The 19221-nt window shown below is 59.5% G+C and carries 17 protein-coding genes; 14 read left to right on the forward strand and 3 right to left on the reverse strand.

Going from position 1 to position 19221, the window contains the following annotated elements; genetic code table 11:
• Positions 1-3: 3 nt before the first annotated feature.
• Positions 4-540 (reverse strand): ATP-dependent zinc protease, encoded by a 537-nt coding sequence (locus F475_RS21225; RefSeq protein WP_019579744.1) that lies wholly within the window; start codon positions 538-540, stop codon positions 4-6.
• Between the two features lie 297 nt (positions 541-837).
• Here F475_RS21225 and F475_RS21230 point away from each other — a divergent pair, with 297 nt between their 5' ends.
• The 6 genes from F475_RS21230 (at position 838) to prpD (ending at position 9204) form a co-directional block, all read left to right on the forward strand.
• Positions 838-1560, forward strand: coding sequence for a GntR family transcriptional regulator (locus F475_RS21230; RefSeq protein ID WP_007902102.1), 723 nt, complete (start codon positions 838-840; stop codon positions 1558-1560).
• On the forward strand, positions 1557-2447 hold the full coding sequence (gene prpB / locus F475_RS21235; protein WP_018925250.1) for a methylisocitrate lyase: 891 nt from the start codon (positions 1557-1559) through the stop codon (positions 2445-2447). The genes F475_RS21230 and prpB overlap by 4 nt, the downstream gene beginning before the upstream one ends.
• A 56-nt stretch (positions 2448-2503) precedes the next feature.
• Positions 2504-3631 (forward strand): 2-methylcitrate synthase, encoded by a 1128-nt coding sequence (gene prpC, locus F475_RS21240; RefSeq protein WP_018925251.1) that lies wholly within the window; start codon positions 2504-2506, stop codon positions 3629-3631.
• A gap of 111 nt (positions 3632-3742) precedes the next feature.
• Positions 3743-6337 carry a Fe/S-dependent 2-methylisocitrate dehydratase AcnD gene (acnD, locus tag F475_RS21245; protein WP_111454666.1) on the forward strand — a complete coding sequence of 865 codons (2595 nt, stop codon included), beginning with the start codon at positions 3743-3745 and terminating at the stop codon, positions 6335-6337.
• Between the two features lie 52 nt (positions 6338-6389).
• Positions 6390-7580 carry a 2-methylaconitate cis-trans isomerase PrpF gene (prpF, locus tag F475_RS21250; protein ID WP_086945773.1) on the forward strand — a complete coding sequence of 397 codons (1191 nt, stop codon included), beginning with the start codon at positions 6390-6392 and terminating at the stop codon, positions 7578-7580.
• A 139-nt stretch (positions 7581-7719) separates the two neighbouring features.
• Positions 7720-9204 carry a 2-methylcitrate dehydratase gene (gene prpD / locus F475_RS21255; protein ID WP_111454667.1) on the forward strand — a complete coding sequence of 495 codons (1485 nt, stop codon included), beginning with the start codon at positions 7720-7722 and terminating at the stop codon, positions 9202-9204.
• Between the two features lie 35 nt (positions 9205-9239).
• On the opposite strand, the gene F475_RS21260 is transcribed toward prpD, so the two are convergent.
• A complete protein-coding gene (locus F475_RS21260) occupies positions 9240-10058 on the reverse strand; it encodes a pyruvate, water dikinase regulatory protein (protein WP_018925255.1) in 819 nt (272 codons plus the stop codon).
• 174 nt (positions 10059-10232) lie between these two features.
• On the opposite strand from F475_RS21260, the gene ppsA reads away from it, so the two are divergent.
• From ppsA to F475_RS21300, 8 genes are all read left to right on the forward strand, one after another.
• Positions 10233-12608: a phosphoenolpyruvate synthase gene (ppsA, locus tag F475_RS21265; protein WP_111454668.1), complete on the forward strand. Its 2376-nt coding sequence runs from the start codon at positions 10233-10235 to the stop codon at positions 12606-12608.
• Positions 12609-12703: 95 nt separating this feature from the next.
• Positions 12704-13693, forward strand: coding sequence for an alpha/beta fold hydrolase (locus F475_RS21270; RefSeq protein ID WP_018925258.1), 990 nt, complete (start codon positions 12704-12706; stop codon positions 13691-13693).
• A gap of 192 nt (positions 13694-13885) precedes the next feature.
• Positions 13886-14377: a ribonuclease E activity regulator RraA gene (rraA, locus tag F475_RS21275; RefSeq protein WP_019579751.1), complete on the forward strand. Its 492-nt coding sequence runs from the start codon at positions 13886-13888 to the stop codon at positions 14375-14377.
• Positions 14378-14414: 37 nt separating this feature from the next.
• Complete coding sequence (locus F475_RS21280) at positions 14415-15410, forward strand: zinc transporter ZntB (RefSeq protein WP_018925260.1); 996 nt, start codon at positions 14415-14417, stop codon at positions 15408-15410.
• 63 nt (positions 15411-15473) lie between these two features.
• Positions 15474-15722: a hypothetical protein gene (locus F475_RS21285; RefSeq protein ID WP_007940635.1), complete on the forward strand. Its 249-nt coding sequence runs from the start codon at positions 15474-15476 to the stop codon at positions 15720-15722.
• 2 nt (positions 15723-15724) lie between these two features.
• The gene (locus F475_RS21290; protein ID WP_007940637.1) at positions 15725-16549 is read left to right on the forward strand and encodes a mechanosensitive ion channel domain-containing protein; all 825 of its coding nucleotides are present in this window, start codon (positions 15725-15727) and stop codon (positions 16547-16549) included.
• A gap of 86 nt (positions 16550-16635) precedes the next feature.
• Entirely contained in the window at positions 16636-17226 is a 591-nt protein-coding gene (sigX, locus tag F475_RS21295; protein WP_017337463.1) for an RNA polymerase sigma factor SigX, read from the forward strand.
• A gap of 107 nt (positions 17227-17333) precedes the next feature.
• On the forward strand, positions 17334-18365 hold the full coding sequence (locus F475_RS21300) for an OmpA family protein (RefSeq protein WP_018925262.1): 1032 nt from the start codon (positions 17334-17336) through the stop codon (positions 18363-18365).
• Between the two features lie 84 nt (positions 18366-18449).
• On the opposite strand, the gene cobA is transcribed toward F475_RS21300, so the two are convergent.
• Positions 18450-19214, reverse strand: coding sequence for a uroporphyrinogen-III C-methyltransferase (cobA, locus tag F475_RS21305; RefSeq protein WP_018925263.1), 765 nt, complete (start codon positions 19212-19214; stop codon positions 18450-18452).
• Positions 19215-19221 lie beyond the last annotated feature (7 nt).

Genomic DNA, 19221 nt, shown 5'->3' on the forward strand with positions numbered 1-19221 from the left:
GAATTACTCTGCGGTATGTGCGTCGGTGGCGCAGGCAGGTTTGCCAGCAGCGTATTTAAGACTTGGATCGACCAGCGCATCGAAACGCTTGAGTGCCTCGGAGCCGATCAAGAGCGGGTATTGGAAGGCGCTGCGGTCGGTCAGGTTCACTTCAATACTGCGTAAAGCCGACCCCATGCAGATATCCAGCTCGATGACCGGACGGGCGGTGTACTTCTTGCCTTCTTCCGGGTCGTAGTCACCGGCCCGGCGCTTGATCTTGCTGACACGGGCCAGCGGTCGTTCAATCGGGTGCGAATGTGCGGCGTCGATGGCCAGATAGAAGCGCACCCAGGATTCGCCATTGCGTTTGAAACGTTTGATGTCGCGGGCGCTCAGCGAGGCGGTTTTCGCCCCGGTGTCGAGTTTGGCGGCAACTTCCAGGTTGATGCCATCCAGCGACGCGTACTCATTGAGGCCGTACACAGTCTTTTCCCCTGCCGCGGCAAAACCTGACAGGCCAAGAAGACAAAGAAATGTGGTGAAGAGCTTGAGTCTCATAAATCCTGATGCGCAGCGGTCCGTTCTTCAATTCAAGGCCCTGGCATTGCTGCACAAGCTCCCTCGTATGCCTATCCTTTTTTTATGACAGGCAATGCAGATGACAAGCAAATGCGGGCGGCATTCTAGCACGGTGGTTTTATGGCGCCAGCGCTGGCGGACGGCTGTAACCGGGGGTGCTGCTTCTTTATGGTGCAAGCGGTTATTAGACGATTGTCGACAATGTCTATTTATCCTTTGACGTAACTGGCCTTATTCGCTAGTTTTTGCGGCATTGCTTTTAAAGGTGTCGACAATATGCTGGATCAACTCGATCCCCCGGTCACGGTTCAGGACGACTCGGAAACACTTTCCGAAAACGTCTTCCGACGCATTCAGGCGGCCATCGTCAAGGGTGAGATCGCCCCGGGCAGCAAGATCTCCGAGCCGGAGCTGGCGCGCACCTACGGCATCAGCCGCGGGCCGTTGCGTGAGGCGATCCACCGACTGGAAGGCCAGCGCCTGCTGGTTCGCGTGCCGCACGTCGGGGCGCGGGTGGTGTCGTTGAGTCACGCCGAATTGCTGGAACTCTACGAAATCCGCGAATCCCTGGAAGGCATGGCGTGCCGTCTGGCGGCTGAACGCATGACCGTTGAAGAAATCGACGAACTGCGCCGGGTGTTGGAAACCCACGAGCGTGATGCGGCGTTTCAGGCGGGCGTCGGCTATTACCAGCAGGAAGGCGATTTCGACTTTCATTACCGGATCATCCAGGGCAGCGGCAACCGCACCCTGACCCAGATGCTCTGCGGCGAGCTCTATCAACTGGTGCGCATGTACCGCATCCAGTTTTCCACCACGCCCAATCGGCCACGCCAGGCGTTTGCCGAGCACCACCGAATTCTCGATGCCATCGCCGACCGTGACGGTGAACTGGCCGAGTTGTTGATGCGCCGTCACATCGGCGCCTCCAAACGCAATATCGCCCGTCACTACCAGGACGGCGCTAACCCGACAGCCACTGAACGAGGTGAGTCATGAGTTCCAACAAGAGCACTCCAGGCCAGCGTTTCCGCGATGCGGTCGCCAGCGAGCATCCGCTGCAAGTGGTCGGCACGATCAACGCCAACCACGCGCTGTTGGCCAAGCGCGCCGGTTTCAAGGCTATCTACCTGTCGGGGGGCGGGGTGGCTGCCGGCTCCCTCGGCGTGCCTGACCTGGGCATTACCGGCCTGGATGACGTGCTGACCGACGTGCGCCGCATCACCGACGTTTGCGACCTGCCGCTGCTGGTGGACGTGGACACCGGTTTCGGTTCCTCGGCGTTCAATGTCGCCCGTACCGTCAAGTCGATGATCAAGTTCGGCGCGGCGGCAATTCACATCGAAGACCAGGTCGGCGCCAAGCGTTGCGGTCATCGTCCTAATAAAGAGATCGTCTCGCAGCAGGAAATGGTCGACCGCATCAAAGCCGCTGTTGATGCGCGCACCGACGACAGCTTCGTGATCATGGCCCGCACCGATGCCCTGGCGGTGGAAGGTCTGGAGTCTGCACTGGATCGCGCCGCCGCGTGCATCGAGGCAGGCGCCGACATGATCTTTCCGGAGGCCATCACTGAACTTGAGATGTACAAACTGTTCGCCAGCCGCGTGAAAGCGCCGATCCTGGCCAACATCACCGAGTTCGGCGCGACACCGCTGTACACCACCGAGCAGCTCGCCGGTGCCGATGTGTCGCTGGTGTTGTACCCGCTGTCGGCGTTCCGCGCGATGAACAAGGCTGCCGAAAACGTCTACACCGCGATCCGCCGCGACGGCACGCAACAGAACGTCATCGACACCATGCAGACGCGCATGGAGCTTTACGATCGCATCGATTACCACACGTTCGAGCAGAAGCTCGATGCGTTGTTTGCGGCGAAGAAGTAAGGCGCAATCCCCCACAACTTGCCGATTCCCTAACAAATTCAAGATTGGAGACAGCAATGGCCGAAGCAAAAGTACTCAGTGGCGCCGGGCTCCGTGGCCAGGTTGCCGGGCAAACCGCACTGTCCACCGTGGGCCAGTCGGGTGCCGGCCTGACCTATCGCGGTTACGACGTGCGCGAATTGGCGGCTGACGCACAGTTCGAAGAAGTGGCTTACCTGCTGCTGTACGGCGAACTGCCGACCCAGTTACAACTGGCCGGCTATACCGAGAAACTAAGCAAGCTGCGCGACCTGCCGCAAGCGCTGAAAGAAGTGCTGGAGCGCATCCCCGCCGACGCCCATCCAATGGATGTGATGCGCACCGGTTGCTCGTTCCTGGGCAACATCGAGCCGGAGAAAGACTTCTCCGAGCAGCACGACAAAACCGACCGCCTGCTGGCCGCGTTCCCGGCGATCATGTGCTACTGGTATCGCTTCAGCCACGACGGCAAGCGCATCAACTGCGTGACCGACGAAGCCTGCATCGGCGGCCATTTCCTGCACCTGTTGCATGACAAGAAACCGAGCGAATTGCACGTCAAGGTGATGAACGTTTCGCTGATCCTCTACGCGGAACACGAATTCAACGCCTCGACCTTCACCGCCCGGGTGTGTGCCTCGACGCTGTCGGATCTGTATTCCTGCATCACAGCTGCCATCGGTTCCCTGCGCGGCCCGCTGCACGGCGGGGCCAACGAAGCGGCGATGGAAATGATCGAGCGCTTCAGCTCGCCGGAAGAGGCGGTCGAGGGCACCCTCGGCATGCTGGCACGCAAGGACAAGATCATGGGCTTCGGCCACGCGATCTATAAGGACAACGATCCGCGCAATGAGGTGATCAAGGGCTGGTCGAAAAAACTCGCCGACGAAGTGGGCGACACGGTGTTGTTCCCGGTTTCAGAAGCCATCGACGCAACCATGTGGGAACAGAAGAAACTGTTCCCGAACGCTGACTTCTACCACGCCTCGACGTACCACTTCATGGGCATCCCGACCAAGTTATTCACACCGATCTTCGTCTGCTCGCGCCTGACCGGCTGGGCGGCCCACGTGTTCGAGCAACGTGCCAACAACCGCATCATCCGCCCGAGCGCCGAGTACGTCGGCGTCGAACAGCGCAAGTTCGTGCCAATCGAACAACGCTGACCGGGGAGGGCGCCGGTACTGGTTACTGACGAAACCGGGAACCCTGCAGGTCGGGGTTCGGCCCGGTGCCAGGCGCCCACCTATTGAAATTACCGTGACCGAGTCCTGACGATGAATACTGAATTCCGCAAACCGCTGCCCGGCAGCTCTCTGGATTATTTCGACGTCCGTGCGGCGGTCGATGCCATTGCGCCAGGCGCCTACGACACCCTGCCGTACACCTCCCGCGTGCTGGCGGAAAACCTCGTGCGTCGCTGTGACCCGGCCACGCTCACCGATTCCCTGAAACAACTGATCGAGCGCAAACGCGACCTCGACTTCCCATGGTTTCCGGCCCGCGTGGTGTGCCACGACATTCTCGGCCAGACCGCCCTGGTGGACCTTGCCGGCTTGCGCGATGCCATTGCCCTGCAAGGCGGCGACCCGGCGCAAGTGAACCCGGTGGTGCCGACGCAATTGATCGTCGACCATTCCCTGGCCGTCGAGCGTGGCGGCTTCGATCCCGAGGCCTTCGAAAAGAACCGCGCCATCGAAGACCGTCGCAACGAAGATCGTTTCCACTTCATCAACTGGACCAAGAAAGCCTTCAAGAACGTCGACGTGATCCCGCCGGGCAACGGGATCATGCACCAGATCAACCTGGAGAAAATGTCGCCGGTGATCCAGGTGCGCGACGGCGTGGCTTTCCCTGATACCTGCGTCGGCACCGACAGTCATACCCCACATGTCGATGCACTGGGTGTGATCGCCATCGGCGTCGGCGGTCTGGAAGCGGAAAGCGTGATGCTCGGCCGCGCGTCGTGGATGCGTTTGCCGGAAAGCGTTGGCGTCGAGCTTACCGGCAAGCTGCAACCGGGCATCACCGCCACCGACATGGTGCTGGCGCTGACCGAATACCTGCGCAAACAAAAAGTCGTTGGCGCATGGCTGGAGTTCTTTGGTGAAGGCGCGTCAAACCTCACCCTCGGCGACCGCGCGACCATCTCCAACATGGCCCCGGAATACGGCGCCACTGCTGCAATGTTCTACATCGACCAGCAGACCATCGACTACCTGAAACTCACCGGCCGTGAAGACGAGCAAGTGCAACTGGTCGAGAGCTACGCCAAACAGACCGGCCTGTGGGCCGATAGCCTCAAAGGCGCGCAATACGAGCGCGGGTTGAGCTTCGACCTGTCCTCGGTGGTGCGCAACATGGCCGGCCCGAGCAATCCGCATGCGCGTGTCGCGACCTCGGATCTGGCCGCCAAAGGCATCTCCGGCCAGTGGGAAGACGTGCCCGGCCAGATGCCGGACGGCGCGGTGATCATCGCCGCCATCACCAGTTGCACCAACACCAGTAACCCGCGCAACGTCATTGCCGCCGGCCTGCTGGCGCGCAATGCCAACCAGCTTGGGCTGACCCGCAAGCCATGGGTCAAGTCGTCCCTGGCACCCGGTTCGAAAACCGTGGCGCTGTATCTGGATGAAGCCGGCCTGACCAAAGAGCTGGAGCAACTCGGTTTCGGCGTCGTGGCCTTCGCCTGCACCACCTGCAATGGCATGTCCGGCGCGCTGGATCCGGTGATCCAGCAAGAGATCATCGACCGCGACCTGTATGCCACCGCCGTACTCTCTGGCAACCGCAACTTCGACGGGCGGATTCACCCGTACGCCAAGCAGGCGTTCCTCGCATCGCCGCCATTGGTGGTGGCTTATGCCATCGCCGGCACCATCCGTTTCGACATCGAAAAAGATGTACTGGGCGTGGTCGATGGCAAGGAAATTCGGCTGAAAGACATCTGGCCGAGCGACGAAGAAATCGACGCGGTGGTCAAGGCCTCGGTCAAGCCGGAGCAGTTCCGCCAAGTGTACATTCCGATGTTCGCCATCCACGAAGACACTGGCCCGAAAGTCACGCCGCTGTACGACTGGCGCGAGATGAGCACCTACATCCGTCGTCCGCCGTACTGGGAAGGCGCGCTGGCCGGCGCGCGTCCGCTCAAGGGCATGCGCCCGCTGGCGGTGCTGCCGGACAACATCACCACCGATCACCTGTCGCCTTCGAACGCGATCATGCTCGACAGCGCAGCGGGTGAGTACCTGGCGAAAATGGGCCTGCCGGAAGAGGACTTCAACTCCTACGCCACGCACCGCGGCGACCACTTGACCGCGCAGCGCGCAACCTTCGCCAACCCGAAACTGTTCAATGAAATGGTGCAGGAAAACGGCAAGGTCAAGCAGGGTTCTCTTGCCCGCGTGGAGCCGGAAGGCAAAGTGATGCGCATGTGGGAAGCCATCGAAACCTACATGGAGCGCAAGCAGCCGCTGATCATCATTGCCGGCGCCGACTATGGCCAGGGTTCGTCCCGGGACTGGGCGGCCAAAGGCGTGCGTCTGGCGGGGGTGGAAGCGATTGCCGCCGAAGGTTTCGAGCGCATTCACCGCACCAACCTGGTGGGCATGGGCGTGTTGCCGCTGGAGTTCCTGCCGGGCACCAATCGTAAAACCTTAGGGATAGATGGCAGCGAAACCTATGACGTGATCGGCGATCGCACCCCGCGCGCGACGCTGACGCTGGTGATCAACCGCAAGAACGGTGAACGCGTCGAAGTGCCGGTGACCTGCCGCCTCGACACCGCCGAAGAAGTGTCGATCTACGAGGCCGGCGGCGTGTTGCAGCGTTTCGCTCAGGACTTCCTCGAAGAGTCGGCGGTTGCCGTTTAACACGACGAGCCGCGCGGGATTTCAAGTCCCGCGCTGGCCATACAGGATCAATATGGCTCACGCATCTCAGATAAAAATCCCTGCCACCTACATGCGCGGCGGCACCAGCAAAGGCGTGTTCTTCAGCCTCAAGGATTTGCCCGAAGCGGCGCAGATGCCAGGCACCGCCCGCGATGCCTTGTTGCTGCGCGTGATCGGCAGCCCCGATCCGTACGAGAAGCAAATCGACGGCATGGGCGGCGCGACGTCCAGCACCAGCAAAACCGTGATCCTGTCGAAAAGCATCAAGGCCGATCACGACGTCGATTACCTGTTCGGTCAGGTCGCCATCGACAAACCTTTCGTCGACTGGAGCGGCAACTGCGGCAACCTGTCGGCGGCGGTGGGTTCGTTCGCCATCAGCAATGGCCTGGTGGATGCCAGCCGCATTCCGCACAACGGTGTGGCGGTGGTGCGCGTGTGGCAGGCCAACATCGGCAAGACCATCATCGCCCATGTGCCGATCACCAATGGCGAGGTGCAGGAAACCGGTGATTTCGAACTCGACGGCGTGACCTTTCCGGCCGCCGAAGTGCAGCTCGAATTCATGGATCCGGCGGCGGAAGAAGAGGGGGGCGGTGGCTCGATGTTCCCCACCGGCAATCTGGTGGACGACCTTGAAGTGCCGGGTGTCGGCACGCTCAAGGCTACCCTGATCAACGCTGGCATCCCGACCATATTCATCAACGCCGAAGACATCGGCTACACCGGCACCGAGTTGCAGGGCGCGATCAACAGTGACCTGGAGGCTTTGGCAATGTTCGAAACCATCCGCGCTTACGGTGCGCTGCGCATGGGGCTGATTGAGCACCTGGATGAAGCCGCCAAGCGCCAGCACACGCCGAAGGTCGCGTTCGTCGCCCCACCTGCGGATTACATTGCGTCCAGCGGCAAGAAAATCGCAGCCGCCGACATCGACCTGCTGGTGCGCGCGTTGTCCATGGGCAAGCTGCACCACGCCATGATGGGCACGGCAGCGGTGGCGATCGGCACGGCGGCGGCGATTTCCGGCACCTTGGTCAACCTGGCAGCGGGCGGTATCGAACGCAACGCCGTGCGCTTCGGCCATCCGTCCGGCACCTTGCGCGTGGGCGCCGAGGCCGCAAAGGTCAACGGTGAGTGGACGGTGAAAAAAGCCATCATGAGCCGCAGTGCGCGGGTGTTGATGGAAGGTTATGTCCGGGTGCCGGGGGATTGTTTCTAACCTCAATCCAGGCATACACAAATCCCTGTGGGAGCGCCGCTCCCATAGGTGATGCATTTCCAAAACAAGAGTGTTGTACCGACTGAGACTACCCTGAACCGAGGTCCCATCAACGAACCACTTCAAGAGTGAATCGAACATGAGCGCCAACGTCGACCTGAACACCCGCCCCGACTACGACACGGTTCTGCAGGACATCGCCGACTACGTCCTCAATTTCAACATCCAGTCGCCCGAGGCGCTTGATACTGCCCGCAATTGCCTGATGGACACCCTCGGCTGCGGCTTGCTGGCGCTGCGTTTTCCCGAATGCACCAAACACCTGGGTCCTATCGTCGAAGGCACTGTCGTCCCCTGCGGCGCCCGCGTGCCCGGCACCAGCTATCGTCTCGACCCGGTCAAGGCCGCTTGGGACATCGGTTGCATCGTCCGCTGGCTCGATTACAACGACACCTGGCTCGCCGCCGAATGGGGCCATCCGTCCGATAACCTCGGCGGTATTCTCGCGGTGGCCGACCACCTGTCGCAAAAGCGCCTGGCCAATGGCGACGCCCCGTTGACCATTCGCGCTGTGCTGGAAGCCATGATCATGGCGCACGAGATTCAGGGCGTGATCGCCCTGGAGAATTCGTTCAACCGCGTCGGTCTTGATCACGTGATTCTGGTGAAAGTCGCCTCGACCGCCGTCACTGCCAAACTCATGGGCGCCAATCGCGAGCAGCTGCTGTCGGCGTTGTCCCATGCCTTTGCCGACGGCCAGGCGCTGCGCACTTACCGGCATGCGCCGAACGCCGGATCGCGTAAATCCTGGGCGGCCGGAGACGCGACCAGTCGGGGCGTGCGTCTGGCGGACATTGCGATGCGTGGTGAGATGGGCATCCCCGGCGTACTGACCGCCAAGCAATGGGGTTTCTACGATGTACTGTTCAGCCACACCAACAACGACCTGGGGCTCAAGCCTGAAGGCAAGCGCGCTTTCAGTTTTTCCCGGCCGTTCGGCAGCTATGTGATGGAAAACGTGCTGTTCAAGATCAGCTTCCCCGCCGAGTTCCACGCGCAAACGGCCTGCGAGGCTGCCGTCACCCTGCATCCATTGGTCAGGAATCGCCTGCATGAAATCGACAGGATCGTTATCACCACCCACGAATCAGCGATCCGCATCATCTCCAAGGTCGGCCCGCTGGCCAACGCTGCGGACCGCGATCACTGCCTCCAGTACATGACCGCCGTACCTCTGGTATTCGGCAATCTGGTGGCCGAGCAGTACGAAGACGACTTCCACGCCGCGCACCCGATTATCGATGTGCTGCGCGACAAAATGGTCATTGTCGAAGACCCGCGTTTCACCCGCGAATACCTGGAGGCGGACAAACGCTCCATCGCCAACGCGGTACAGGTGTTCTTCAAGGACGGTTCCAGCACCGATAACGTGATGGTGGAGTACCCGATCGGTCATCGCCGGCGCCGTGCTGATGGCATTCTGTTGCTGGAAGACAAGTTCAAGGTCAACCTGACGACGCGCTTCACGGCTCAGCGAAGCGCCGAGATCCTTGCGCTGTGCAAGGACCCGGCAGCGCTTGAAGCGACGCCGGTGAACCGGTTTGTGGATTTGTTTGTGATCTAGCTGGCCGCGAAGGCGGCATAACTGCCGCCGACTATCTACTTGAACCGCCGTTCCACACCTTTCTCCACCAGAATCTTCGCCGAGATCTCTTCCACGGAGAAATGCGTGGAATTGATGTGGGGAATGTTCTCGCGTCGGAACAGATTCTCCACCTCGCGCACTTCGAATTCGCACTGCGCGTAGCTCGAATAGCGGCTGTTGGGCTTGCGTTCGTTGCGGATCGCGGTGAGGCGGTCCGGGTCGATGGTCAGGCCGAACAGCTTGTGATGATGGGCGCGCAGGGCGGTCGGCAGTTGCAGGCGCTCCATGTCGTCTTCGGTCAGCGGATAGTTGGCTGCGCGGATGCCGAATTGCATGGCCATGTACAAACACGTCGGCGTTTTGCCGCATCGCGACACGCCTACTAGTATCAGGTCAGCTTTGTCGTAATAGTGCGTGCGGGCGCCATCGTCATTGTCGAGGGCGAAGTTCACCGCCTCGATACGCTCCATGTAATTGGAGTTATGGCCGATGGAGTGGGATTTGCCGACGGTGTAGGAAGAATGCTCGGTCAGCTCCTGTTCAAGGGGCGCCAGGAAGGTCGAGAAAATGTCGATCATGAAACCATTCGACGTTGCGAGAATCTCACGAATGTCCTGATTGACAATGGTGTCGAAAATAATCGGACGAAAACCATCGTTTTCGGCGGCTTTGTTGATTTGTTGTACCATGGCCCGCGCTTTATCAGCGTCGTCGATGTACGGTCGTATGATTTTGCTGAAGGTAATGTTTTCGAACTGCGCCAGCAGGCTTTGGCCGAGGGTTTCGGCGGTAATGCCGGTGCCATCGGAGATAAAGAAAGCAGATCGTTTCATTTGCACCTTGGGCCTTAAGCTAGTGACGATTCTTGGATATAGTAGGCGCGATTTGTCGGCCACCGATGGCCCGCATTCTCACTTATTTTCCAGGTCCAGGCCATACAGCCGGCAAAGGCTCCCCCGAGTCGCCGGCTTCTGAGCTTTTCCAACACAGTTAGTGGAGAGATCACCTTGGTAGAGTACGTAGTTTCCCTCGATAAGCTCGGCGTCCATGATGTAGAGCATGTGGGGGGCAAGAACGCATCCCTGGGCGAGATGATCAGTAACCTTGCAGGCGCCGGTGTATCGGTGCCAGGTGGCTTTGCCACGACAGCTCAGGCTTATCGTGATTTTCTGGAACTGAGCGGCCTGAACGATCAGATCCATGCCGCCCTCGACGCCCTGGACGTCGATGATGTAAACGCCTTGGCCAAGACCGGCGCCCAGATCCGTCAATGGATCATGGAAGCCGAGTTCCCCGAGAAGCTCAACGCCGAGATCCGCACCGCGTTCGCCACGCTGTCGGCCGGCAACCCTGACATGGCCGTGGCCGTGCGCTCTTCCGCTACCGCCGAAGACCTGCCGGACGCTTCCTTCGCCGGTCAGCAGGAAACCTTCCTGAACATCCGTGGTGTCGAAAACGTCATTCGCGCCGCCAAAGAGGTGTTCGCCTCCCTGTTCAACGACCGCGCCATTTCCTACCGCGTCCACCAGGGCTTCGACCACAAGCTGGTGGCCTTGTCGGCTGGCGTGCAGCGCATGGTCCGCTCCGAAACCGGCACCGCCGGGGTGATGTTCACCCTCGATACCGAATCGGGCTTCCGTGATGTGGTGTTCATCACCGGCGCCTACGGCTTGGGTGAAACCGTCGTACAAGGCGCGGTGAACCCGGATGAGTTCTACGTCCACAAAGGCACGCTGGAAGCCGGTCGCCCGGCCATCCTGCGTCGCAACCTGGGCAGCAAAGCCATCAAGATGATCTACGGTGACGAAGCCAAGGCTGGTAAATCGGTCAAGACCGTCGACGTGGACAAGGCTGATCGCGCTCGTTTCTGCCTGACCGACGCCGAAGTCAGCGAACTGGCCAAGCAGGCGATGATCATCGAGAAGCACTACAAGTGCCCGATGGACATCGAATGGGCCAAAGACGGCGACGACGGCAAGCTCTACATCGTGCAGGCCCGTCCGGAAACCGTGAAGAGCCGCACCCAGGCCAACGTCATGGAACGTTACCTGTTGAAAGAAACCGGCACCGTGCTGGTGGAAGGTCGTGCCATCGGCCAGCGCATCGGCGCCGGCAAGGTGCGGATCATCAAGGACGTGTCCGAGATGGACAAAGTCCAGCCGGGCGACGTTCTGGTTTCCGATATGACCGACCCGGACTGGGAACCGGTCATGAAGCGCGCCAGCGCCATCGTCACCAACCGTGGCGGCCGTACCTGCCACGCGGCGATCATCGCTCGCGAGCTGGGCATCCCGGCCGTGGTCGGTTGCGGCAATGCTACCCAGCTGTTGAAAGACGGCCAGGGCGTGACCGTTTCCTGCGCTGAAGGCGACACCGGTTACATCTTCGAAGGCGAACTGGGCTTCGACATCAAGAAAAACTCCGTGGATGCCATGCCGGAGCTGCCGTTCAAGATCATGATGAACGTCGGCAACCCGGACCGCGCCTTCGACTTCGCGCAACTGCCGAACGCCGGTGTGGGCCTGGCCCGTCTGGAATTCATCATCAACCGCATGATCGGCGTGCACCCCAAGGCGCTGTTGAACTACGGCGGCCTGCCGCAGGAAATCAAGGACAGCGTCGACAAGCGCATTGCCGGTTACAACGACCCGGTTGGCTTCTATGTCGACAAACTGGTCGAAGGTATCAGCACCCTGGCGGCAGCGTTCTGGCCGAAAAAGGTCATCGTGCGTCTGTCGGACTTCAAGTCCAACGAATACGCGAACCTGATCGGCGGCAAACTCTACGAGCCGGAAGAAGAAAACCCGATGCTGGGTTTCCGTGGCGCTTCGCGTTACATCAGCGAATCGTTCCGTGACTGCTTCGAGCTCGAATGCCGCGCCCTCAAGCGCGTGCGTAACGAGATGGGCCTGACCAACGTTGAAATCATGGTGCCGTTCGTCCGTACCCTGGGCGAAGCGAGCCAGGTGGTCGATCTGCTGGCTGAAAACGGTCTGGCCCGTGGCGACAACGGTCTGCGCGTGATCATGATGTGCGAGCTGCCGTCCAACGCGATCCTGGCTGAAGAGTTCCTCGAGTTCTTCGACGGTTTCTCCATCGGCTCCAACGACCTGACCCAGCTCACCCTGGGCCTGGACCGTGACTCCGGGATCATCGCGCACCTGTTTGACGAGCGAAATCCTGCGGTCAAGAAACTGCTGGGCAACGCCATTGCCGCGTGCAACAAGGCCGGCAAGTACATCGGCATCTGCGGTCAGGGCCCTTCGGACCACCCGGACCTGGCCAAGTGGCTGATGGAGCAGGGCATCGAAAGCGTTTCGCTGAACCCCGATTCCGTACTGGAAACCTGGTTCTTCCTGGCTGAAGGTCAGGCTTCGGCCTGATGGTGTGAGTGAAAGGGCCGATCTGTGATCGGCCCTTTCAGAGATTCAAGTAGGGCGGGCTCCTCTGGATGCCGCCCTTTTTTGTGCAAGAGCATATGCAAAGTAGCAGCAACCTATTTCCTGTCGCCCTGATCAGCGCCGAGCGGCGCGGCGATCTGAGCGAAGACGTCTATCGTTTGAAACCCGGCAACAGCCCCGACGGCACCGTTGAGCTGGCTGTGACACGCCTGGGCCTGGCCGATGAGCCGGCGGTGCGTGGCGTGCCGGTGATTCTGCTGCACGGCAGCTTTTCCAATCGGCGGTTCTGGTTTTCTCCCAAAGGTTTGGGCCTGGGCGCTTACCTGACGCGTCTGGGATTCGATGTGTGGATTCCGGAAATGCGCGGTCACGGCCTGTCTCAGCGCAACCAGAACTATCGCCAGAACAGCGTCGCCGACTATGCGCGTTACGATTTGCCGGCCATTGGCGCGTTCGTGCGCGAGCAAAGCGGCCAGATCCCGCACTGGATCGGCCATTCGCTGGGCGGCATTACCCTCGCCGCGGCGTTGGGCGGCCAGTACCTGGGCGAGCCCGCCGTGGCTTCCGCGGCGTTTTTCGGCACGCAAGTCAGCCGTACTTACTGGCCGTTGAAGTTTCCACCGGTGGAGTGGAGCGGGCGCTTCATTCTCAAGCGTTTTGCCCAACTGTCGGGCTCTCGGCTCAAGCGCGGCCCGGAGGACGAGCCGATAGGCCTGGCCCTGGAAAGCATGCGTTGGTACGGGCTGTTCGGCCGTTTCGGCGATGCCGACAAGGACTGGTGGGCGGGGTTGGCCGAGGTGCAATTGCCGGTGTTGGCCGTGAGCGCCGCGGGCGATCATCAGGACCCGACCTGGGCCTGCCATAAGCTGTTCGATCAAGTCGGCTCCGAGCACAAGCAGTTCATCACCCTTGGCCGCGAGCAAGGCTTTGGCGATAATTTCGGTCACGTGGAAATGCTGGTCAGCAAGGCTGCGCAGGCTGAAGTCTGGCCGTTGGTGGCTCGCTGGTTGGCGGATCAACAGACGCCTTTACTGGGTGAAAAGCCGGATTTGGCCACAGCGATTTGAGCCTGATGCTCTAACAAGGGCATTTCTCTCTGGTCGGCTTGCGGCTAATATGTGACGCATTGAGTGGTTCTGGTCACTTTGAGTGATTGATGCGGTCGCTGTGTTCGTGCGAACGGAGCGATTTGCAACCGTCCAGCCTTGGCCCGAGTATGCTGCATACTCGATTGTCTTCCTTGTTACAGGAGTTTCTCGATGAACCATTACCTCACGCCTGACCTGTGCGACGCCTATCCGGAGCTGGTGCAGGTGCTGGAACCGATGTTCAGCAATTTCGGCGGCCGTGATTCTTTCGGCGGCGAAATCGTGACCATCAAATGTTTCGAAGACAACTCGCGGGTCAAGGAGCAAGTCGAGCTCAAGGGCAACGGCAAGGTGCTGGTGGTCGACGGTGGCGGTTCCCTGCGCCGCGCGCTGTTGGGCGACATGCTGGCCGAGAAAGCCGCGAACAACGGTTGGGAAGGGCTGGTGATCTACGGTTGCATCCGCGACGTCGACGTCATCGCGCAAACTGATCTGGGGGTTCAGGCCCTGGCCAGTCACCCGATGAAAACCGACAGGCGCGGTGTTGGCGATCTCAACGTTGCCGTGACCTTCGCGGGCGTGACCTTTCACCCGGGCCACTACGTTTATGCGGACAACAACGGGGTGATCGTCTCGCCAAGCCCGCTGAAAATGCCTGAATAAGCGCTGCTGGCTTTTTGTTTCAAGAATAGGGGTGAGGATGTTCGAGGAAGAAAACGCGCAGTGGGGGCTGGTGCATGCCCTGGTGCTGGACGGTAAAGGCGGTGCGCGTTCGATAGCCCGGACTGAACTCGATGACTTGCAGTTGCAGGCCCACGAAAGCCTGTGGCTGCACTGGGATCGCAGCCACCCGCAAACCCAGACCTGGCTGCGAAAATCCAGCGGGCTGAGTGAATTTAGTTGCGATTTGTTGCTGGAAGAGAACACCCGACCGCGTCTTTTGCCGCTGCCGGACTCTGAACTGCTGCTGTTTTTGCGTGGGGTCAACCTGAATCCGGGCGCGGAGCCGGAAGACATGGTCTCGGTGCGGATCTTCGGTTCGGCCCAACGGGTGATTTCCCTGCGTTTGCGGCCGTTGCGTGCCACCGAAGAGTTGTTGGTGCAACTGGCCGACGGCAAAGGGCCGAGAAGCGCTTCCGAGCTGATCCTGTATATGGCGCAATACCTTACCCATAAAGTGCAGGATCTGGTCGGCGACCTCTCGGAAGTTGTCGATGAGGAAGAAGAAAAGCTGGATGCCGACGAACGGTATACACCTGAGCATGGGGCTGTTTTGCAGATCCGCCGCAGAGCCGCTGGACTGAAGCGTTTTCTGGCGCCGCAGCGGGATATTTTCGGTCAGCTGACGCGGATAAAACTGCCGTGGTTCTGCGAAGACGATGGCGATTACTGGAACGAATTGAACAACAGCCTGACCCGGTATCTCGAGGAGCTGGAGTTGACCCGGGAGCGTGTGGGGCTGGTCCTGGAGGCTGAAGACCGGCGTTTGAGCGTGCGCATGAACCGCACGATGTATCGATTCGGGATCATCACCGGAATCTTTTTGCCGATGAGTTTTCTGACCGGTCTTTTGGGCATCAACGTCGGCGGTATTCCGTTCTCTGCCAACCCCTACGGCTTCCTGATCGCCTGCCTGTTGATGGTCTTGGTGGCGCTGGGGCAGTGGTGGTTATTCCGACGTTTGCGCTGGGTCTGACGATGAGCCATGTGACCCGACCAAATCTAACCGCGTCTTTGACAGACATCACGAGAGGTGCGTATGCACGATCCGTTTGAACAGTCTTTGCGTGACATGCTCAAAGCATCGCCGTCCAGCCGTGACGACGATGCCTGTCTGGGGCGTGTACTGAAAACCGCCAACCGCCAGGTCGGTGCCGGCGATCTGTTCAGCCTTCTGGGCCGTTGGCTGCCCGCGCTGATGATCGCCCTGAATAACGGATCGGCCCATGTAGCGCCGGTTTCTCGTCTGCGTAAACCTACCGCCCGCACTGCTGATAAGGCTGATTGAATATGGAACTTGATCTCTGGACTCAGAGCCTCGTCACTGCAATGACTGCGTTGTGGACCAAAGTTGCGAACTTCATTCCGAACCTGTTTGGCGCACTGGTTGTACTGCTGCTGGGTTTTGTCGTGGCCAAACTGCTGGACACGCTGCTCTCAAAATTGCTCGCCAAATTGGGCCTTGATCGCCTGATGGGTGGCACCGGACTGACCAAATTGCTGTCCCGCGCCGGCCTCCAGGTGCCTATTTCGACGCTGATCGGCAAAATTGTTTACTGGTTCGTCCTGTTGATTTTTCTCGTTTCTGCCGCAGAATCCCTTGGACTTGAACGAGTTTCGGCTACGCTGGACATGCTGGCGCTGTATGTTCCGAAAGTATTCGGCGCGGCGCTGGTGCTGCTGGTGGGTGTCTTGCTGGCGCAACTGGCCAATGGGCTGGTGCGTGGCGCGGCAGAAGGCGTAGGGCTGGATTACGCAGCAGGACTGGGGCGGATTGCCCAGGGCCTGGTGATCATCATCAGTATTTCGGTTGCGATCAGCCAGTTGGAGGTCAAGACAGACCTGCTCAACCACGTGATTGTGATCGTCTTGATTACCGTTGGTCTGGCGGTTGCGCTGGCCATGGGGTTGGGAAGCCGGGAAATTGCCGGTCAGATTCTTGCGGGAATCTATGTGCGAGAGTTGTATCAGGTTGGGCAACAAGTGCGTGTTGGCGAGGTCGAAGGGCAGATCGAAGAGATCGGCACGGTGAAAACCACGGTGCTGACCGACGAGGGTGAGCTAGTCTCTCTCTCGAATCGGATTCTCCTGGAGCAGCATGTGAGTAGCCGCTAACCCGGCAAATCCTGCTAATGTATGCCGCCGCAAAATGCCCTGAGGGGTTGCGGCGGACATTGACCTGACTGTCGGCCCGACTTGTTTTGAATAAAGCTCAATCGCTCTCCACGCGCTACGACCCCCGCGAGCTCTCTGATGAGGAGTTGGTCGCGCGCTCGCATACCGAGCTGTTTCACGTAACGCGCGCCTATGAAGAACTGATGCGGCGTTACCAGCGAACATTATTTAACGTTTGTGCACGGTACCTGGGGAACGATCGTGATGCAGACGATGTCTGTCAGGAAGTGATGTTGAAGGTGCTGTACGGCCTGAAGAACTTCGAGGGGAAATCGAAGTTCAAGACGTGGCTCTACAGCATCACGTACAACGAGTGCATCACGCAGTATCGGAAGGAACGGCGTAAGCGTCGCTTGATGGACGCTTTGAGTCTGGACCCCCTCGAGGAAGCGTCTGAAGAAAAGGCGCCGAAACCCGAGGAGAAGGGCGGACTTGATCGCTGGCTGGTGTATGTGAACCCGATTGATCGTGAAATTCTGGTGCTACGTTTTGTCGCAGAGCTGGAGTTTCAGGAGATCGCAGACATCATGCACATGGGCTTGAGTGCAACAAAAATGCGGTACAAACGCGCTCTAGACAAATTGCGTGAGAAATTTGCAGGCATTGCCGAAACTTAGTTTGGCGCAAATATCTCTTACGTGTAGGCAAGTTCTGATAGACTTGCCGCCGAGTTGTCCCCCGGTTTGCGGGACTGCTTCACAATCACCAGATGGGGATTTAACGGATGAAACTGAAAAACACCTTGGGCTTGGCCATTGGTTCTCTTATTGCCGCTACTTCGTTCGGCGCGCTGGCACAAGGCCAAGGCGCAGTTGAAATCGAAGGCTTCGCCAAGAAAGAACAGTACGACAGCGATCGTAACTTCAAGAACAACGGCAACCTGTTCGGCGGCTCGGTTGGTTACTTCCTGACCGACGACGTAGAACTGCGTCTGGCCTACGACGAAGTACACAACGTACGTGCAGATGATGGTCGCAACGTAAAGGGCGCTGATACCGCTCTGGACGCTCTGTACCACTTCAACAACCCAGGCGACATGATCCGTCCATACGTTTCTGCCGGTTTCTCGGACCAGAGCATTGGCCAGAACGGTTCGGGTCGTAACCGCTCCACTTTCGCCAACGTTGGCGGCGGTGCCAAGCTGTACTTCACTGAAAACTTCTACGCCCGTGCTGGCGTTGAAGCTCAGTACAACATCGACCAGGGCGACACCGAGTGGGCTCCTAGCGTCGGTATCGGTGTGAACTTCGGTGGCGGCTCCAAGCCTGCTGCTGCTCCAGTTCCAGCACCGGCTGAAGTTTGCTCCGACAGCGACAACGATGGCGTTTGCGACAACGTTGACAAGTGCCCAGACACCCCAGCCAACGTAACTGTTGACGCTGATGGCTGCCCAGCAGTTGCTGAAGTTGTTCGTGTTGAGCTGGACGTGAAATTCGACTTCAACAAGTCGGTAGTCAAGCCTAACAGCTACGGCGACATCAAAAACCTGGCTGACTTCATGAAGCAGTACCCATCCACCACTACTGTTGTTGAAGGTCACACTGACTCCGTCGGTCCTGACGCTTACAACCAGAAACTGTCCGAGCGTCGTGCAAACGCCGTTAAGCAAGTTCTGACCAACCAGTACGGTGTTTCGCCGTCCCGCGTTCAGTCTGTTGGCTACGGCGAATCCCGCCCAGTTGCTGACAACGCCACTGAAGCTGGTCGCGCTGTAAACCGTCGCGTAGAAGCGAAGGTTGAAGCTCAAGCTAAGTAATTAGCTCGCAGCTCAAGAAAAGCCCGGCTTAGGCCGGGCTTTTCTTTGTCTGCGATTTGGTGAAGAGGGAGTAATAGGTAGGGTTCAGGCTGATTGATCGGCCACCATCGCGGGCAAGTCGCGCTCCCACATCGATGAAGTTGCGCAGGCTGCCACGGCGCCGATCACCAGGATCGCCGGGCTCTTCAACTGAAAGCTGAGGGCATCCTCTTCCATTGCTGTCAGGTCGCTCCGGCATTCCCGTTGGTGCGGCAGCGAAGCGTTTTCGATCATCGCCACGGGCGTATCGGCGGCCATTCCACCGGCCAGCAGTTGCTCACGAATCTCGCTCAGTTTTGCGACACCCATATAGACCACCAACGTGGTGCCGCCTTGAGCCAGGGCCTGCCAGTTCAGGCTACTGTCATCCTGAGTGTGCGCCGTGACCAGTGTCACGCCACGGGCGACACCCCGAAGCGTCAGTGGAATATCACATTGGGTCGCGCCGGCAAGGCCAGCGGTGATGCCATTGACCAATTCAACCTCGACCCCTCGTTCACGTAACCACTGCGCCTCTTCACCGCCGCGTCCGAAGATGCACGGATCGCCACCCTTGAGCCGCACCACGCATTTGCCGTGGCGGGTATAACGCAGCATCAGGCGATGAATGAAGGCTTGAGGCGTGGAGCGACAGCCGCCGCGCTTGCCCACGGGAATAATTCGCGCATTCGGGCAATGCTCCAGTACCGCAGGATTGACCAGATCGTCGATCAACACCACGTCCGCTTCGCGCAACGCACGAACCGCCTTGAGGGTCAGCAATTCCGGATCGCCGGGACCCGCACCCACCAGCCAGACTTTTGCGCTCATAGTGTTT

The organism is Pseudomonas sp. URMO17WK12:I6, assembly GCF_003253625.1.
GTDB lineage: Bacteria > Pseudomonadota > Gammaproteobacteria > Pseudomonadales > Pseudomonadaceae > Aquipseudomonas.

Bases quoted from the DNA above. Each gene is read 5' to 3' on its own strand.
- prpD (WP_111454667.1), top strand. From the start codon at position 7,720: ATGAGCGCCAACGTCGACCTGAACACCCGCCCCGACTACGACACGGTT.
- F475_RS21290 (WP_007940637.1), top strand. From the start codon at position 15,725: ATGGAACTTGATCTCTGGACTCAGAGCCTCGTCACTGCAATGACTGCG.
- F475_RS21300 (WP_018925262.1), top strand. From the start codon at position 17,334: ATGAAACTGAAAAACACCTTGGGCTTGGCCATTGGTTCTCTTATTGCC.
- prpB (WP_018925250.1), top strand. From the start codon at position 1,557: ATGAGTTCCAACAAGAGCACTCCAGGCCAGCGTTTCCGCGATGCGGTC.
- prpF (WP_086945773.1), top strand. From the start codon at position 6,390: ATGGCTCACGCATCTCAGATAAAAATCCCTGCCACCTACATGCGCGGC.
- F475_RS21280 (WP_018925260.1), top strand. From the start codon at position 14,415: ATGTTCGAGGAAGAAAACGCGCAGTGGGGGCTGGTGCATGCCCTGGTG.
- F475_RS21285 (WP_007940635.1), top strand. From the start codon at position 15,474: ATGCACGATCCGTTTGAACAGTCTTTGCGTGACATGCTCAAAGCATCG.
- F475_RS21225 (WP_019579744.1), bottom strand. From the start codon at position 540: ATGAGACTCAAGCTCTTCACCACATTTCTTTGTCTTCTTGGCCTGTCA.
- F475_RS21260 (WP_018925255.1), bottom strand. From the start codon at position 10,058: ATGAAACGATCTGCTTTCTTTATCTCCGATGGCACCGGCATTACCGCC.
- F475_RS21230 (WP_007902102.1), top strand. From the start codon at position 838: ATGCTGGATCAACTCGATCCCCCGGTCACGGTTCAGGACGACTCGGAA.
- prpC (WP_018925251.1), top strand. From the start codon at position 2,504: ATGGCCGAAGCAAAAGTACTCAGTGGCGCCGGGCTCCGTGGCCAGGTT.
- F475_RS21270 (WP_018925258.1), top strand. From the start codon at position 12,704: ATGCAAAGTAGCAGCAACCTATTTCCTGTCGCCCTGATCAGCGCCGAG.
- cobA (WP_018925263.1), bottom strand. From the start codon at position 19,214: ATGAGCGCAAAAGTCTGGCTGGTGGGTGCGGGTCCCGGCGATCCGGAA.
- acnD (WP_111454666.1), top strand. From the start codon at position 3,743: ATGAATACTGAATTCCGCAAACCGCTGCCCGGCAGCTCTCTGGATTAT.
- rraA (WP_019579751.1), top strand. From the start codon at position 13,886: ATGAACCATTACCTCACGCCTGACCTGTGCGACGCCTATCCGGAGCTG.